The 16,933-nt window shown below is 71.2% G+C and carries 14 protein-coding genes; 13 read left to right on the top strand and 1 reads right to left on the bottom strand.

Going from position 1 to position 16,933, the window contains the following annotated elements; all coding sequences use genetic code 11:
• Nucleotides 1-34 precede the first annotated feature (34 nt).
• From OHA84_RS08315 to OHA84_RS08255, 13 genes are all read left to right on the top strand, one after another.
• Nucleotides 35-1,024 carry an aspartate carbamoyltransferase catalytic subunit gene (locus tag OHA84_RS08315; RefSeq protein WP_266972375.1) on the top strand — a complete coding sequence of 330 codons (990 nt, stop codon included), beginning with the start codon at nt 35-37 and terminating at the stop codon, nt 1,022-1,024.
• Entirely contained in the window at nt 1,024-2,310 is a 1,287-nt protein-coding gene (locus OHA84_RS08310) for a dihydroorotase (RefSeq protein WP_266951422.1), read from the top strand. The genes OHA84_RS08315 and OHA84_RS08310 overlap by 1 nt, the downstream gene beginning before the upstream one ends.
• The gene (locus OHA84_RS08305; protein WP_063839465.1) at nt 2,307-2,888 is read left to right on the top strand and encodes a hypothetical protein; all 582 of its coding nucleotides are present in this window, start codon (nt 2,307-2,309) and stop codon (nt 2,886-2,888) included. The genes OHA84_RS08310 and OHA84_RS08305 overlap by 4 nt, the downstream gene beginning before the upstream one ends.
• Nucleotides 2,885-4,033, top strand: a complete 1,149-nt coding sequence (carA, locus tag OHA84_RS08300; protein WP_053676619.1) for a glutamine-hydrolyzing carbamoyl-phosphate synthase small subunit — start codon at nt 2,885-2,887, stop codon at nt 4,031-4,033. The genes OHA84_RS08305 and carA overlap by 4 nt, the downstream gene beginning before the upstream one ends.
• Nucleotides 4,026-7,334 (top strand): carbamoyl-phosphate synthase large subunit, encoded by a 3,309-nt coding sequence (gene carB / locus OHA84_RS08295; RefSeq protein ID WP_266972379.1) that lies wholly within the window; start codon nt 4,026-4,028, stop codon nt 7,332-7,334. The genes carA and carB overlap by 8 nt, the downstream gene beginning before the upstream one ends.
• Before the next feature lie 78 nt (nt 7,335-7,412).
• The gene (locus tag OHA84_RS08290) at nt 7,413-8,522 is read left to right on the top strand and encodes a quinone-dependent dihydroorotate dehydrogenase (protein ID WP_266972381.1); all 1,110 of its coding nucleotides are present in this window, start codon (nt 7,413-7,415) and stop codon (nt 8,520-8,522) included.
• The gene (gene pyrF, locus OHA84_RS08285; RefSeq protein WP_053676616.1) at nt 8,519-9,364 is read left to right on the top strand and encodes an orotidine-5'-phosphate decarboxylase; all 846 of its coding nucleotides are present in this window, start codon (nt 8,519-8,521) and stop codon (nt 9,362-9,364) included. Before OHA84_RS08290 ends, pyrF begins: the two co-directional genes overlap by 4 nt.
• A gap of 370 nt (nt 9,365-9,734) precedes the next feature.
• Nucleotides 9,735-10,058, top strand: coding sequence for an integration host factor (locus OHA84_RS08280; protein ID WP_053676615.1), 324 nt, complete (start codon nt 9,735-9,737; stop codon nt 10,056-10,058).
• A gap of 61 nt (nt 10,059-10,119) precedes the next feature.
• Nucleotides 10,120-10,683 carry a guanylate kinase gene (gene gmk / locus OHA84_RS08275; RefSeq protein WP_053676614.1) on the top strand — a complete coding sequence of 188 codons (564 nt, stop codon included), beginning with the start codon at nt 10,120-10,122 and terminating at the stop codon, nt 10,681-10,683.
• Nucleotides 10,684-10,744: 61 nt separating this feature from the next.
• Entirely contained in the window at nt 10,745-11,017 is a 273-nt protein-coding gene (gene rpoZ / locus OHA84_RS08270; RefSeq protein WP_030879741.1) for a DNA-directed RNA polymerase subunit omega, read from the top strand.
• A gap of 97 nt (nt 11,018-11,114) precedes the next feature.
• Entirely contained in the window at nt 11,115-12,344 is a 1,230-nt protein-coding gene (coaBC, locus tag OHA84_RS08265; RefSeq protein WP_266951430.1) for a bifunctional phosphopantothenoylcysteine decarboxylase/phosphopantothenate--cysteine ligase CoaBC, read from the top strand.
• A 194-nt stretch (nt 12,345-12,538) separates the two neighbouring features.
• The gene (gene metK, locus OHA84_RS08260; RefSeq protein WP_053676612.1) at nt 12,539-13,747 is read left to right on the top strand and encodes a methionine adenosyltransferase; all 1,209 of its coding nucleotides are present in this window, start codon (nt 12,539-12,541) and stop codon (nt 13,745-13,747) included.
• A gap of 98 nt (nt 13,748-13,845) precedes the next feature.
• Nucleotides 13,846-15,981: a primosomal protein N' gene (locus OHA84_RS08255; RefSeq protein WP_266972385.1), complete on the top strand. Its 2,136-nt coding sequence runs from the start codon at nt 13,846-13,848 to the stop codon at nt 15,979-15,981.
• A 196-nt stretch (nt 15,982-16,177) separates the two neighbouring features.
• On the opposite strand, the gene OHA84_RS08250 is transcribed toward OHA84_RS08255, so the two are convergent.
• The gene (locus OHA84_RS08250) at nt 16,178-16,723 is read right to left on the bottom strand and encodes a hypothetical protein (protein WP_053676610.1); all 546 of its coding nucleotides are present in this window, start codon (nt 16,721-16,723) and stop codon (nt 16,178-16,180) included.
• Nucleotides 16,724-16,933: the final 210 nt, after the last annotated feature.

The following is a 16,933-nucleotide window of genomic DNA, read 5'->3' as shown; positions in this document are numbered from 1 at the left end:
ACCTGCCTGCCCTCCTGACCTACGGAGCACCCGGATGAAGCGCCACCTCATCTCGGCCGCCGATCTCACGCGCGACGACGCCGTCCTGATCCTCGACACCGCCGAGGAGATGGCCCGCGTCGCGGACCGGCCGATCAAGAAGCTGCCCACCCTGCGCGGCCTGACCGTCGTCAACCTCTTCTTCGAGGACTCGACCCGCACCCGGATCTCGTTCGAGGCGGCCGCCAAACGACTGTCCGCCGACGTCATCAACTTCTCCGCCAAGGGGTCCTCGGTTTCCAAGGGCGAATCCCTGAAGGACACCGCCCTGACCCTGGAGGCCATGGGCGCGGACGCGGTCGTCATCCGCCACCACGCCTCCGGCGCCCCCTACCGGCTCGCGACCTCCGGCTGGATCGACTCCGCCGTGGTCAACGCCGGCGACGGCACCCACGAGCACCCCACCCAGGCCCTGCTGGACGCCTTCACCATGCGCCGCCGACTCGTCGGCCGCGACGCCGGACTCGGCAAGGACCTGAACGGCCGCCGGATCACCATCGTCGGCGACGTGCTGCACAGCCGCGTGGCCCGCTCCAACGTCCAGCTGCTCCACACGCTGGGCGCCGAGGTCACCGTGGTGGCCCCGCCCACCCTCGTCCCGATCGGCGTCGAGAGCTGGCCCTGCGAGGTCTCGTACAGCCTCGACGGGGTGCTGCCGAAGTCCGACGCGGTCATGATGCTGCGTGTGCAGCGCGAACGCATGAACGCCGCCTTCTTCCCGACCGAGCGCGAGTACTCCCGCCGGTACGGGCTCAACGGCGACCGCATGGCGAAGATGCCCGAGCACGCCATCGTGATGCACCCCGGCCCGATGAACCGCGGCATGGAGATCACCGCCGAGGTCGCCGACTCCGACCGCTGCACGGCCGTCGAGCAGGTCGCCAACGGCGTGTCCACCCGAATGGCCGTCCTGTACCTGCTGCTCGGTGGTTCCGAGCCCGCCGTCACCGCCCCCGCCGCTTCCCGTACCGAGGAGAGCAAGTAATGAGCAAGATCCTGATCCGTGGCGCGAAGGTACTCGGTGGCGAGGCGCAGGACGTCCTGATCGACGGCGAGACCATCGCCGCCGTGGGCACGGGCCTGGACGCCGAGGGCGCGACCGTCATCGAGGCCGGGGGTCAGGTCCTCCTCCCCGGCCTCGTCGACCTGCACACCCACCTGCGCGAGCCCGGCCGCGAGGACTCCGAGACCGTCCTGACCGGCACCCGCGCCGCCGCGAGCGGCGGCTACACCGCCGTCTTCGCCATGGCGAACACCTTCCCGGTCGCCGACACCGCCGGCGTCGTCGAGCAGGTCTGGCGGCTCGGCAAGGAGTCCGGCTACTGCGACGTGCAGCCCATCGGCGCCGTCACCGTCGGCCTGGAGGGCAAGCAGCTCGCCGAGCTCGGCGCGATGCACGACTCCGCCGCCCGCGTCACCGTCTTCTCCGACGACGGCAAGTGCGTGGACGACGCCGTGATCATGCGCCGCGCCCTGGAGTACGTGAAGGCCTTCGGCGGCGTCGTCGCCCAGCACGCCCAGGAGCCCCGCCTCACCGAGGGCGCCCAGATGAACGAGGGCGTCGTCTCCGCCGAACTCGGTCTCGGCGGCTGGCCCGCCGTCGCCGAGGAGTCGATCATCGCCCGCGACGTCCTCCTCGCCGAGCACGTCGGCTCCCGCGTGCACATCTGCCACCTCTCCACCGCCGGCTCCGTCGAGATCGTCCGCTGGGCCAAGTCCCGCGGCATCGACGTCACCGCCGAGGTCACCCCGCACCACCTGCTCCTCACCGACGAGCTCGTCCGCTCGTACAACGCGGTCTACAAGGTCAACCCGCCGCTGCGCACCGAGCGCGACGTGCTGGCCCTGCGCGAGGCGCTCGCCGACGGCACGATCGACATCGTCGCCACCGACCACGCCCCGCACCCGCACGAGGACAAGGACTGCGAGTGGGCCGCCGCCGCCATGGGAATGGTGGGCCTGGAGACCGCGCTCTCCGTCGTCCAGCAGACGATGGTGGAGACCGGACTGCTCGACTGGGCGGGCGTCGCCCAGCGGATGTCCTTCGCCCCGGCGCGCATCGGCGGCCTGGAAAACCACGGCCGGCCCGTCTCGGCAGGTGAACCCGCGAACCTGACCTTGGTCGACACCTCGTACCGTGGTGTCGTGGACCCCGCACACTTCGCCTCCCGCAGCCGCAACACGCCCTACGAGGGCCGCGAGCTGCCGGGGCGCGTCACTCACACATTCCTGCGGGGCCGGGCAACGGTCGTGGACGGGACGCTGGCGTGACACCTGCAGTAATCCAACTGGCCGCCGAGGCCGCCGAACGACAGTCGGCGGAGGTGACGGACTGGGGCGCACGCATCTCGTGGGTCGTCGGTCTGCTCGTCTTCATCGCGTTCGTGTACTGGCTGATGCGGCAGGGCTGGAAATGGCGCGGCGCCCTGCAGAGCGATCTGCCGGAACTCCCCGCCGCCCCGAGCGGTCTCCCCGAGCACCGGCTGGCGCTGACCGGCCGGTACCACGGGTCGACCACCGCCGGGCAGTGGCTCGACCGGATCGTCGCCCACGGCCTGGGTGTCCGCAGCCGGGTGGAGCTCACGCTCACCGACGCGGGCCTCGACGTGGTCCGACCGGGTGCCACCGACTTCTTCGTACCGGCCGCGCGGCTGCGCGGCGCCCGCCTCGACAAGGGAATCGCGGGCAAGGTACTCACCGAGGGCGGTCTGCTCGTCGTCACATGGGCGCACGGCGACAAGCTGATCGACTCCGGATTCCGCTCCGACCGCGCGGCCGAACACGCCGCCTGGGTCGAGGCGATCAACCACATGAACTCATCCATCACGACGGAAGGCGCCGAACGATGACGACCTCCACCAGGGGAGCAGCCAAAGCTCCCGCCGTACTCGTCCTGGAGGACGGTCGGATCTTCCGCGGCCGCGCCTACGGCGCTGTGGGGGAGACCTTCGGCGAGGCCGTGTTCTCCACCGGCATGACCGGCTACCAGGAGACCCTCACCGACCCGTCGTACCACCGACAGGTCGTCGTGATGACCGCCCCGCACGTCGGCAACACCGGCGTGAACGACGAGGACCCCGAGTCCTCCCGCATCTGGGTCGCCGGCTACGTCGTGCGCGACCCCGCCCGCGTCCCCTCCAACTGGCGCTCGCGGCGCTCGCTGGACGAGGAGCTGGTCAAGCAGGGCGTCGTCGGGATCTCCGGCATCGACACCCGCGCCCTGACCCGCCACCTGCGCGAGCGCGGCGCCATGCGCGTCGGCATCTTCTCCGGCGAGGCCTGGGAGGGCGTCCGCGACGAGGCGCTGCTGGCCAAGGTGCAGGCCGCCCCGCAGATGAAGGGCGCGAACCTCTCCGCCGAGGTCGCCACCAAGGAGGCGTACGTCGTCCCCGCGATCGGCGAGAAGAAGTTCACCGTCGCCGCCGTGGACCTCGGCATCAAGGGCATGACCCCGCACCGGATGGCCGAGCGCGGCATCGAGGTCCACGTGCTGCCCGCCACCGCCACCGTCGAGGACGTCTACGCGGTCTCCCCGGACGGCGTGTTCTTCTCCAACGGTCCGGGCGACCCGGCCACCGCCGACGGCCCCGTCGCCGTCATGCGAGCCGTGCTGGAGCGCAAGACCCCGCTCTTCGGCATCTGCTTCGGCAACCAGATCCTGGGCCGCGCGCTCGGCTTCGGCACCTACAAGCTGAAGTACGGCCACCGCGGCATCAACCAGCCGGTCCAGGACCGCAGCACCGGCAAGGTCGAGGTCACCGCGCACAACCACGGCTTCGCCGTGGACGCGCCCCTCGACAAGGTCTCCGAGACCCCCTACGGCCGCGCCGAGGTCTCCCACGTCTGCCTGAACGACCAGGTCGTCGAAGGCCTGCGGCTGCTCGACCAGCCCGCCTTCTCCGTCCAGTACCACCCCGAGGCGGCCGCCGGCCCGCACGACGCCGCGTACCTCTTCGACCGCTTCGTATCCCTGATGGAGGCCGAGCGTGCCTAAGCGCACCGATATCCAGTCCGTCCTGGTCATCGGCTCCGGCCCGATCGTCATCGGACAGGCCGCCGAGTTCGACTACTCCGGGACCCAGGCCTGCCGCATCCTCAAGGCCGAGGGCCTGCGGGTCATCCTGGTCAACTCCAACCCCGCGACGATCATGACCGACCCGGAGATCGCCGACGCCACGTACGTCGAGCCGATCACCCCCGAGTTCGTCGAGAAGATCATCGCGAAGGAGCGCCCCGACGCGCTGCTGCCCACCCTCGGCGGCCAGACCGCGCTCAACACCGCGATCTCCATGCACGAGCAGGGTGTGCTGGAGAAGTACGGCGTCGAGCTGATCGGCGCCAACGTCGAGGCCATCAACAAGGGCGAGGACCGCGAGCTCTTCAAGGGCGTCGTCGAGGCCGTCAAGGCCAAGATCGGCTACGGCGAGTCCGCCCGCTCGGTCATCTGCCACACGATGGACGACGTCATCGCCGGCGTCGACACCCTCGGCGGCTACCCCGTCGTCGTGCGCCCCTCCTTCACCATGGGCGGCGCCGGCTCCGGCTTCGCCCACGACGAGGAGGAACTGCGCCGCATCGCCGGCCAGGGCCTCACGCTCTCCCCGACCACCGAGGTGCTCCTGGAGGAGTCCATCCTCGGCTGGAAGGAGTACGAGCTGGAGCTGATGCGCGACACCAAGGACAACGTGGTCGTCGTCTGCTCCATCGAGAACTTCGACCCGATGGGCGTCCACACCGGCGACTCGATCACCGTCGCCCCCGCGATGACGCTGACCGACCGCGAGTACCAGCGGCTGCGCGACATCGGCATCGCGATCATCCGCGAGGTCGGCGTCGACACCGGCGGCTGCAACATCCAGTTCGCGATCGACCCGGTCGACGGCCGCGTCATCGTCATCGAGATGAACCCGCGCGTCTCGCGCTCCTCGGCGCTCGCGTCGAAGGCCACCGGCTTCCCGATCGCCAAGATCGCCGCCAAGCTGGCCATCGGCTACACCCTCGACGAGGTCCCCAACGACATCACCGAGAAGACGCCGGCCTCCTTCGAGCCGTCCCTCGACTACGTCGTCGTCAAGGCCCCGCGCTTCGCCTTCGAGAAGTTCCCGCTCGCCGACGCCACCCTCACCACCACCATGAAGTCGGTGGGCGAGGCCATGGCCATCGGCCGCAACTTCACCGAGGCCCTCCAGAAGGCCCTTCGTTCCCTGGAGAAGAAGGGCTCGCAGTTCACCTTCGTCGGCCCGGTCGGCGACAAGGAAGAGCTGCTGGCCACCGCGGTCCGTCCGACCGACGGCCGCATCAACACCGTCATGCAGGCGATCCGCGCCGGCGCCACCCAGGAGGAGGTCTTCGAGTCCACGAAGATCGACCCCTGGTTCGTCGACCAGCTGTTCCTGATCAAGGAGATCGCCGACGACCTGGCGGCCGCCGACAAGCTCCGGCCCGAGCTGCTGGCCGAGGCCAAGCGGCACGGCTTCTCGGACCACCAGATCGCCGAGATCCGGGGCCTGCGCGAGGACGTCGTCCGCGAGGTCCGGCACGCCCTCGGTGTCCGCCCGGTCTACAAGACGGTCGACACCTGCGCCGCCGAGTTCGCGGCCAAGACCCCGTACTTCTACTCCTCGTACGACGAGGAGTCCGAGGTCGCGACCCGCACCAAGCCCGCGGTGATCATCCTGGGCTCCGGCCCGAACCGCATCGGCCAGGGCATCGAGTTCGACTACTCCTGCGTCCACGCCTCCTTCGCGCTCAGCGACGCCGGCTACGAGACCGTGATGGTCAACTGCAACCCCGAGACCGTCTCGACGGACTACGACACCTCCGACCGCCTGTACTTCGAGCCGCTGACGCTGGAAGACGTGCTGGAGATCGTCCACGCCGAGTCCCTCGCCGGCCCCATCGCCGGTGTCGTCGTCCAGCTCGGCGGCCAGACCCCCCTCGGTCTCGCCCAGGCCCTCAAGGACAACGGCGTCCCCGTCGTCGGCACCCCGCCGGAGGCCATCCACGCCGCCGAGGACCGCGGCGCCTTCGGCCAGGTCCTCGCGGAGGCCGGGCTGCCCGCCCCCAAGCACGGCACGGCCACCACCTTCGCGGGTGCCAAGGCCATCGCGGACGAGATCGGCTACCCGGTCCTGGTCCGCCCGTCCTACGTGCTCGGCGGCCGCGGCATGGAGATCGTCTACGACGAGACCCGCCTGGAGTCGTACATCGCGGAGTCCACCGAGATCTCCCCGACCCGCCCCGTGCTGGTCGACCGTTTCCTCGACGACGCGATCGAGATCGACGTCGACGCGCTCTACGACGGCCACGAGCTCTACCTCGGCGGCGTCATGGAGCACATCGAGGAAGCCGGCATCCACTCCGGCGACTCGGCCTGCGCCCTGCCCCCGATCACCCTCGGCGGGCACGACATCAAGCGCCTGCGCACCTCCACGGAGGCCATCGCCAAGGGCGTCGGCGTCCGCGGCCTGATCAACATCCAGTTCGCGATGGCGGGTGACATCCTCTACGTCCTGGAGGCCAACCCGCGCGCCTCCCGGACCGTGCCCTTCACCTCGAAGGCGACCGCGGTCCCGCTGGCGAAGGCCGCCGCCCGCATCTCGCTCGGCACCACCATCGCCGAGCTGCGCGAGGAGGGCATGCTGCCCAGGACCGGGGACGGCGGCACCCTGCCGCTCGACGCGCCGATCTCCGTCAAGGAGGCCGTGATGCCGTGGTCGCGCTTCCGCGACATCCAGGGCCGCGGCGTCGACACGGTCCTCGGCCCGGAGATGCGCTCCACCGGCGAGGTCATGGGCATCGACTCGGTCTTCGGCACGGCGTACGCCAAGTCGCAGGCCGGCGCCTACGGCCCGCTGCCCACCAAGGGTCGCGCCTTCATCTCCGTCGCCAACCGCGACAAGCGCTCGATGATCTTCCCGGCGCGCGAGCTCGTCGCCCACGGCTTCGAGCTGATGGCGACCTCGGGAACGGCGGAGGTGCTGCGCCGCAACGGCATCAACGCCACCATCGTGCGCAAGCTCAGCGAGGGCGAGGGTCCCGACGGTGAGAAGACCGTCGTCCAGCTCATCCACGACGGTCAGGTCGACCTGATCGTCAACACCCCGTACGGCACGGGTGGCCGCCTCGACGGCTACGAGATCCGTACGGCGGCCGTGGCGCGCGGCGTCCCGTGCCTGACCACGGTCCAGGCGCTCGCCGCCGCCGTCCAGGGCATCGACGCGCTCAACCGCGGCGACGTCGGCGTGCGCTCGCTCCAGGAGCACGCGGAACACCTGATCGCGGCCCGCGACTAGCAGCCCGTACGAAAGGGGGGCACCGGCACAGCGACCGGTGTCCCCCCTTTCATGAGCGCACAAGGGATATTTCGGACGATGTACAAACTGTTCTTCAACCTCGTCTTCAAGCGCATGGACCCGGAGCAGGCGCACCACCTGGCCTTCCGCTGGATCCGTCTCGCGGCCCGCACCCCCGTGCTGCGGACCTTCGTCGCCGGCCGGCTCGCGCCCCGCCACAAGGAGCTGCGCACCGAGGCCCTGGGCCTGCGCATGCACGGCCCCTTCGGTCTCGCGGCGGGCTTCGACAAGAACGCGGTCGCCATCGACGGCATGGCGATGCTCGGCTTCGACCACGTCGAGATCGGCACCGTCACCGCCCAGGCGCAGCCCGGCAACCCCAGGAAGCGGCTCTTCCGGCTGGTCCCCGACCGCGCCCTGATCAACCGCATGGGCTTCAACAACGAGGGCTCGCAGGCCGTCGCCGCCCGGCTGGCCGCCCGCAACCCCGTCTTCAAGACCGTGGTCGGCGTGAACATCGGCAAGACGAAGGTCGTCCCGGAGGCGGAGGCCGCGGCGGACTACGTCGCCTCCACCGAGCGGCTCGCCCGCCACGCCGACTACCTCGTCGTGAACGTCTCCTCGCCGAACACCCCGGGCCTGCGCAACCTCCAGGCCACCGAGTCCCTGCGCCCGCTGCTGACGGCCGTACGGGAGGCCGCGGACCGGGTCGTCACCGACCGCCGGGTCCCGCTGCTGGTCAAGATCGCCCCCGACCTCGCCGACGAGGACGTGGACGCGGTCGCCGACCTGGCCCTGGAACTCGGCCTCGACGGCATCATCGCCACCAACACGACCATCGCGCGCGAGGGCCTGGGCCTGAAGTCCGCCCCCGCCCTGGTGAAGGAGACCGGCGGCCTGTCCGGCGCGCCCGTCAAGGAACGCTCTCTGGAGGTCCTCAGGCGGCTGTACGCCCGCGTGGGCGACCGCCTGGTCCTCGTGGGCGTCGGCGGCATCGAGAACGCCGAGGACGCCTGGCAGCGGATCCTGGCCGGCGCGACGCTGATCCAGGGTTACAGCGCCTTCGTCTACGAGGGTCCGCTCTACGCCCGCGCCATTCACCGCGGCCTGGCCGCCCGCCTCGCGGACAGCCCGTACGACTCGCTCGCCGACGCGGTGGGCGCCGAGACCCGGAAGGCCTCGCTGTGACCTCTGTGACCCCCTTCGGTGCCCGCCTGCGCGCGGCGATGGACTCCCGGGGCCCGCTGTGCGTCGGCATCGACCCGCACGCCGCCCTGCTGGCCTCCTGGGGCCTGGACGACGACATCGCGGGGCTGGAGAAGTTCTCCCGCACGGTCGTCGAGGCGCTGGCGCAGGAGGTCGCGGTCTTCAAGCCGCAGGCCGCCTTCTTCGAGCGGTTCGGGTCGCGCGGCATCGCGGTGCTGGAGCGGACCGTCGCGGACGCCCGGGCGGCGGGCACCCTGGTCGTCATGGACGCCAAGCGCGGGGACATCGGTTCGACGATGGCCGCGTACGCGGAGACCTTCCTGTCGCCGTCCTCGCCGCTGTTCTCCGACGCGCTGACGGTCTCCCCGTACCTGGGCTACGGCTCGTTGGCCCCGGCGGTGGACCTGGCGCGCGCGTCGGGCGCCGGCCTGTTCGTGCTGGCCCTGACCTCGAACCCGGAGGGCGCGGAGGTCCAGCGCGCGGTGCGCGAGGACGGTCGCACGATCGGCGCCACCATGCTGGGACACCTGGCGGCCGAGAACGCGGGCGCCACCCCCATGGGCTCCTTCGGCGCGGTGGTGGGCGCCACCTTGGGGGACCTGTCCTCCTTCGACCTGGACATCAACGGGCCGCTGCTGGCCCCGGGCATCGGCGCGCAGGGCGCGACCGCGGCCGACCTCCCGGGCGTGTTCGGGGCCGCCGTGCGCAACGTCGTGCCGAACGTGTCGCGCGGCGTGCTGAAGCACGGTCCCGACGCGGGTGCGCTGCGCGCCGCGGCGGCCCGTTTCGCGGACGAGGTCCGGACCGCGGTGGCGTCGGCCTGAACCCCGGCGGGGCGGTTGCGGGGCCGACGTGACGCGGATCACGTCGACCCCGCCCACGGGGCGGCCTCGGGGCGCGGAACGGGGCCGTTCGGGGAGCCGTGGGCGGGACACGTCGCACTGCTTGACGAAATTCGAACGTCCTTCACCGGACAAAACCGAGGTAGTTTGTCCGTGATGTACGGTTCGGCGAAGGCTGACCAGGACTTTTCGTCCGTTCTCGCTGACGGGAGCGGCCTTGGCCGCTAGTCTCCGACCAGAGTGAACGAGCAGCGATCGAGCACCACCGCTGTTCGGGGGCTCGCCTGGTGTGATGCCTTCCGGCATCCCGCCGGTCCGTATCCGACAGTTCGACATCCGAGGTGACGTAGGCGTGGCTCTTCCGCCCCTTACCCCTGAACAGCGCGCAGCAGCGCTCGAAAAGGCCGCCGCGGCTCGCCGGGAGCGGGCCGAGGTGAAGAATCGACTCAAGCATTCCGGCGCCTCCCTCCATGACGTCATCAAGCTGGGCCAGGAGAACGACGTCATCGGCAAGATGAAGGTCTCCGCTCTTCTGGAGTCCCTCCCCGGCGTGGGCAAGGTCCGCGCCAAGCAGATCATGGAGCGCCTCGGCATCTCCGAGTCTCGACGTGTTCGAGGTCTCGGCTCCAACCAGATCGCCTCTCTGGAGCGTGAGTTCGGCGGCAAGCCCGCCTGAGGCTTCGCACGAAGTTCTCCCGGCGTTCTCAGGCAGTCCCGAGAAGCTGGATAATCGCTCTATGGCAGCAGAGGTTCGTCCGCGGCTGACCGTGCTCTCCGGCCCCTCGGGGGTCGGCAAGAGCACGGTCGTCGCGCATATGCGCAAGGTTCACCCCGAGGTATGGCTCTCGGTGTCGGCCACCACCCGCAAGCCGCGGCCCGGTGAGCGACACGGAGTCCACTACTTCTTCGTCAACGACGACGAGTTCGACAAGCTGATCGCCAATGGCGAGCTGCTGGAGTGGGCCGAGTTCGCGGGCAACCGCTACGGCACACCGCGCGGCGCGGTACTGGAACGCCTGGAGAACGGCGAGCCGGTCCTGCTGGAGATCGACCTCCAGGGCGCCCGACTCGTCCGCGAGTCCATGCCCGAAGCCCAGCTGGTCTTTCTCGCCCCGCCGAGCTGGGAGGAGCTGGTCCGCCGGCTCACCGGTCGCGGGACCGAGTCGGCCGAGGTCATCGAGCGTCGACTCGGCGCGGCCCGCGTCGAACTCGCTGCCGAATCGGAGTTCGACACCACCCTCGTCAACACCTCCGTCGAGGACGTGGCGCGCGAGCTGCTAGCCTTGATGGAAGTTGTCTGATCGTTGATCGATGTTCTTTCGATCGATGTTTGAATCTTCACCCATCTTCGGAAGGTAGAGCGTGTCCTCTTCCATGACTGCGCCCGAGGGCATCATCAACCCGCCGATCGACGAGCTGCTCGAGGCCACCGACTCGAAGTACAGCCTCGTGATCTACGCGGCCAAGCGTGCCCGTCAGATCAACGCGTACTACTCGCAGCTCGGCGAGGGCCTGCTTGAGTACGTCGGCCCGCTGGTGGACACCCACGTCCACGAGAAGCCGCTTTCGATCGCGCTGCGCGAGATCAACGCGGGTCTGCTGACCTCCGAGGCCATCGAGGCCCCGGCTCAGTAAGCACCGAGAATTCGTTTCATCACAGGCCCGGCAGAACATCTGTCGGGCCTGTGGTGTGTCATGGGTGTCAGTGATGTTCCGCGAAGGGGAGTGTGTGGTGGGCAAGCCGAGGGTCGTGCTGGGGGTCAGTGGCGGAATCGCCGCCTACAAGGCCTGTGAGCTGCTGCGTCGGCTGACCGAGTCCGGGCACGACGTACGGGTGGTGCCCACCGCGGCCTCCCTCAACTTCGTCGGCGAGGCCACCTGGGCCGCGCTCTCCGGCAACCCGGCCTCCCAGCAGGTCTGGGAGACCGTGCACGAGGTGCCGCACGTGCGCATCGGCCAGTCGGCCGACCTGGTGGTCGTCGCGCCCGCCACCGCCGACATGCTCGCCAAGGCCGCCCACGGGCTCGCGGACGACCTCCTGACGAACACCCTGCTCACCGCGCGCTGTCCGGTCGTCTTCGCACCCGCGATGCACACCGAGATGTGGGAGCACCCCGCCACCCAGGAGAACGTGGCCACGCTGCGCCGTCGGGGCGCCGTCGTCATCGAGCCCGCCGTCGGCCGGCTCACCGGCAAGGACACCGGCAAGGGGCGACTGCCCGACCCCGAGGAGATCTACGAGGTCTGCCGCAACGTCCTGCGGGGCGCCGGCCGCGCGGACGGCGCCGCCGGACCCGACCTCGCCGGCCGGCACGTGGTGATCAGCGCCGGCGGCACGCGGGAGCCGCTCGACCCCGTCCGGTTCCTCGGCAACCGTTCCTCCGGCAAGCAGGGCTACGCGCTCGCCCGCACCGCCGTCGCCCGCGGCGCCCGCGTCACGCTGGTCGCGGCCAACACCGCGCTGCCCGACCCGGCCGGGGTGGACGTCGTACGGGTGGGCACGGCCCTCCAGCTGCGGGAGGCGGTCCTCAAGGCCGCCGCCGAGGCCGACGCGGTGGTGATGGCCGCCGCCGTCGCCGACTTCCGGCCCGCCCGCTACGCGGACGGAAAGATCAAGAAGAAGGACGGGCAGGAGCCCGAACCGGTGGCCCTCGTGCGCAACCCCGACGTCCTCGCGGAGGTCTCCGCCGACCGGGCCCGGGAGGGGCAGGTCGTGGTGGGATTCGCCGCCGAAACGGACGACGTGCTCGCGAACGGACGTGCGAAACTCCGCCGCAAGGGATGCGACCTTCTCGTCGTCAATGAAGTGGGCGAGAGCAAGACCTTCGGTTCGGAGGAGAACGAGGCGGTCGTCCTCGCTTCCGATGGGGCTGAGACGGCGGTGCCGTATGGTCCGAAGGACGTACTGGCCGACGTGATCTGGGATCACGTCGCGCACCGATTCGCGCCACGACGCGCCTGAATGGGACGCTTCCCGCAGACATGCTCCTGGGTCAGAATGGAGTGCCGCAGGTCACACGGCTCCCACAAGGCGAGACGGGTGGTCCGACAGACGGCGGCGACCGATAAACTGCACTCGGAACGTGATCGGGCGCAGCCCCCGATGTGGTTCCGCCAAATGATCAGCCAGCAGCCGCTGCAACCCCAGGGAGCGTTGTGTCCCGTCGCCTGTTCACCTCGGAGTCCGTGACCGAGGGCCACCCCGACAAGATCGCTGACCAGATCAGCGACACGATCCTCGACGCGCTTCTCGCCGAGGACCCGACTTCGCGCGTGGCCGTGGAAACCCTCATCACCACCGGTCTCGTGCACATCGCGGGAGAGGTGACGACGAAGGCCTACGCCCCGATCGCGCAGCTCGTCCGCGACAAGATCCTCGAAATCGGCTACGACTCCTCGAAGAAGGGCTTCGACGGCGCCTCCTGTGGCGTGTCGGTGTCCATCGGCGCGCAGTCCCCCGACATCGCGCAGGGCGTCGACACCGCGTACGAGAAGCGGGTCGAGGGCGACGAGGACGAGCTGGACAAGCAGGGCGCCGGCGACCAGGGCCTGATGTTCGGGTACGCCTGCGACGAGACGCCCGAGCTGATGCCGCTCCCGATCCACATCGCGCACAAGCTCTCGCGCCGACTGTCCGAGGTCCGCAAGAACGGCACCATCCCGTACCTGCGCCCCGACGGCAAGACCCAGGTCACCATCGAGTACGACGGCGACAAGGCCGTGCGCCTGGACACGGTCGTCGTGTCCTCGCAGCACGCCGCCGACATCGACCTGGACTCGCTGCTCGCCCCGGACATCCGCGAGTTCGTCGTCGAGCACGTGCTGGCCCAGCTCATCGAGGACGGCATCAAGCTCGACACCGAGGGCTACCGCCTCCTGGTGAACCCGACCGGTCGCTTCGAGATCGGCGGCCCCATGGGCGACGCCGGCCTCACCGGCCGCAAGATCATCATCGACACCTACGGCGGCATGGCCCGTCACGGTGGCGGCGCCTTCTCCGGCAAGGACCCGTCCAAGGTCGACCGCTCGGCCGCCTACGCCATGCGCTGGGTCGCCAAGAACGTCGTCGCCGCCGGGCTGGCCTCGCGCTGCGAGGTGCAGGTCGCGTACGCCATCGGCAAGGCCGAGCCGGTCGGTCTCTTCGTGGAGACCTTCGGCACCGCCAAGGTCGACGTCCAGAAGATCGAGGAGGCGATCGGCCAGGTCTTCGACCTCCGCCCGGCCGCCATCATCCGCGACCTGGACCTGCTGCGCCCGATCTACGCGCAGACCGCCGCATACGGCCACTTCGGCCGTGAGCTGCCGGACTTCACCTGGGAGCGCACCGACCGCGTCGACGCCCTGCGCACCGCCGCCGGTCTGTAGTCAGGACCCCGGGCGCGGACACGCCCGCACGTACGGCCCCGGACCGCGCGGTCCGGGGCCGTACGTCGTTGTCACCGGCATTTGGTAAGAATTCGGGTGTGAGCAGCGAGAGCGATTCCGAAGAGCGGCCCGAGGACGGGAGTCCCGGTGGTCCGCCGGAGCAGCTCGCGCTGATCCGGGGGATGGTCGCCGAGGCCAAGGCGACGGCCGAGGAGAAGGCCAAGCCCCGCACCTGGCGGGGAGCGCCGCTGGCCAAGGACCTGCCGATCGCCAGGATCCTCGTCAACAAGGGTGTCCTGCACCTCGACCAGACGTGGGACTACGCCGTCCCCGAGCACCTGGCCGAGGACGCCCAACCGGGCGTCAGGGTCCGGGTACGCTTCGGGGCCGGAGAGGGCCGCGTACGCGACGGACGCCGCGAGGGCGGCGGCCTGATCGACGGCTTCGTGATCGAGCGGATCGCGGAGACGGACTACACCGGGCCGCTGGCCGCACTGGCGCAGGTGGTGTCCCCCGAGCGGGTGCTGAGCCCGCGGATGGAGAAGCTCGCCCGGGCCGTGGCCCAGCGCTACGCGGGCAGCCTCGCCGACGTCCTCCAACTGGCGATCCCGCCGCGCCACGGCCAGGCCGAGAGCCGCCCGTCCCCGGAGCCGAGGCCCGCCCCCGGCGTGCCCGAACCGGGCGGCTGGGAGCGGTACCCGGCCGGACCGGGCTTCCTGCGCGAGCTGGCGTCCGGCGCGAGCCCCCGCACCGTGTGGACGGCGCTGCCCGGCCCGCACTGGCCGGACGAGCTGGCGCGCGCGATGGCGACCACCCTGGCCTCCGGCCGCGGCGCGCTGGCCGTCCTTCCCGACGGGCGCGCCGCCGCCCGGGTGGACGAGGCGCTGACCGCCCTGGTCGGCAAGGGGCTGCACACCCTGCTCACCGCCGAATCCGGTCCCCAGAAGCGCTACACGCAGTGGCTCTCGGTGCACCGGGGTTCGGTGCGGGCCGTGATCGGGACCCGCGCGGCCATGTTCGCGCCCGTCCGGGACCTGGGGCTGGTCGCCGTCTGGGACGACGGGGACTCCAGCCACAGCGACGACAACGCCCCCTTCCCGCACGTGCGGGAGGTACTGCAACTGCGCTCGCTGACGGAGGGCTGCGCCTTCCTCCTGGGCGGTACGAGCTGCACGGTCGAGGCCGCCCAACTCGTCGAGTCCGGCTGGGCCCGGCCCCTGGTGGCCGACCGGACGACGGTACGCGCGCACGCGCCCCGCATCCGGACCGTCGGCGACGAACTCCTCGCGCGGGACGAGGCGGCCCGCGCGGCCCGACTGCCCAGCCTGGCCTGGGAGACCGTACGGGAGGGCCTGAAGACCGGGCCCGTGCTCGTCCAGGTGCCCCGGCGCGGGTACGTGCCCCGGCTGGCCTGCGAGCGGTGCCGGACCCCCGCGCGGTGCGGGGCCTGCGCGGGCCCGTTGGAGGCGCCCGACGCGCGGGAACTGCACTGCGGATGGTGCGGCCGGCAGGAGAGCGCCTGGCACTGCGAGGAGTGCGGGTCCTTCCGCCTGCGGGCCCAGGTGGTCGGGGCGCGCCGTACCGCCGAGGAACTGGGGCGTGCCTTCCCCGCCGTGTCCGTGCGCACCTCGGGGCGCGACCACGTGCTGGACCGGGTGCCCGACGCCCCGGCCCTGGTGGTCTCCACGCCGGGTGCGGAGCCGGTGGCGGAGGGCGAGGGCTACGCGGCCGCGCTGCTCCTGGACGGCTGGGCGATGCTCGGTTTCCCCGACCTGCGGGCGAGCGAGGAGGCGCTGCGACGGTGGATCGCCGCGTCGTCCCTGGTGCGCGGCAGCGGCCAGGTCGTGATCGTGGCCGAGCCCACGCTGCGCCCCGTACAGGCGTTGGTCAGGTGGGACCCCGTGGGACACGCGCTGCGCGAGCTGGCGGAGCGCGCCGAGCTGCGCTTCCCGCCGGTGTCGCGCATGGCGTCCGTCATCGGCCGCAAGGAGGCGATCGAAGGCTTCCTGGCCGCCGCGGACCTGCCGTCGGACGCCGAGATCCTGGGCCCGGTGCCACTTCCGGCGCGGCGCGGGGAGGCCTCCTCGGGCGAGCAGGCGCTGGTTCGGGTCAGGCCCGGCAACGGCGCGGCCCTGGCGGCGGCGCTCAAGTCGGCGCAAGCCGGTCGGATGGCCCGGGGCGTGTCGGCGGCGGATTCGGTCCGGGTCAGGATCGACCCGCCGGACATCGGCTGACGCCCGCCCCGGGCCGGCGGGTCCCTCTCACCGGGGAGCCGGGGCGTCGAGTGGTCGGGGGCGTCGGGCGGCCGGGACGCCGAACGCCCCCGGCGGGGCGACCGTTCGGATCGCCCCGCCGGGGGCGGGAACCGCTGTACCGCGTCAACGGATCGGCCCGGCCGTCGGGGGTCGGCGTCCCGGCGGCGGGGGCCGATCAGCCGTTCCGCGGTCCCGGGAACGCCGGCGAGCGGGGGACCGCCCCCGCCGTGGCTCCGGCCTGGGATCCCGCCTGCGACTCCTCGCGCACGGGCTGCGGCGGTACCGAGCGGGCCGCCGGGATCGTGGGGAGCGGCCCCAGGGTGCGGGTGGTGGTGGTCGCCTCGGCCGGCGGCTCGGTCGACTCGACGGGCTGCGCCCGCCGGGCCCCGTAACGCCGGTGCACGGCCTGCTTGGTGACGCCGAGAGCCGAGCCGACCGCGTCCCACGAGAAACCGAGCGAGCGGTCGAAGTCCACCGCGGCGGTGACCAGCGTCTCGACGCTGTCCCGCAGTTCCTGCGCGAGGCGGACGGTGGGCGCGGGCGCCCTTCCGTAGACGACGAAGCCCGTGGAGGGCCCTGAGCGGCGCGGGCGGTACACGTTGCCGAGCTGGGCGGTGAGCGTACGCAGGGCATCCACCTGCCGGCGAACCCGCTCGATGTCCCGCACCAACAGGTGCAGGCTGGCCCGTGCTTGGGCGTCGTGGGTGGCGTGGTCGGCCATGAAGTAGCCTCTCGAACCGGTGCTGAAGAGCGGAGAGGCCGCAGACACCGGTGTGATGCGCGGCCCGTTTCGGTCAATCTCTCTTGACCAACGCTCCAGCCGGTGCGCAGGTCACGCTGTGGGGGCGTGTCGGCATATGCGAGGGGCGCGCGCGTGTGCGTACGCCCCCTCAGGACCACAGGTGAGCCGCCTCGCGCGCACGCCCATAGA

Origin of the sequence: Streptomyces sp. NBC_00513 (genome assembly GCF_041431415.1) — a bacterium.
GTDB lineage: Bacteria > Actinomycetota > Actinomycetes > Streptomycetales > Streptomycetaceae > Streptomyces.
Note: the sequence above shows the minus strand (reverse complement) of the source record. Positions and strands in the feature narration are given on the sequence as shown.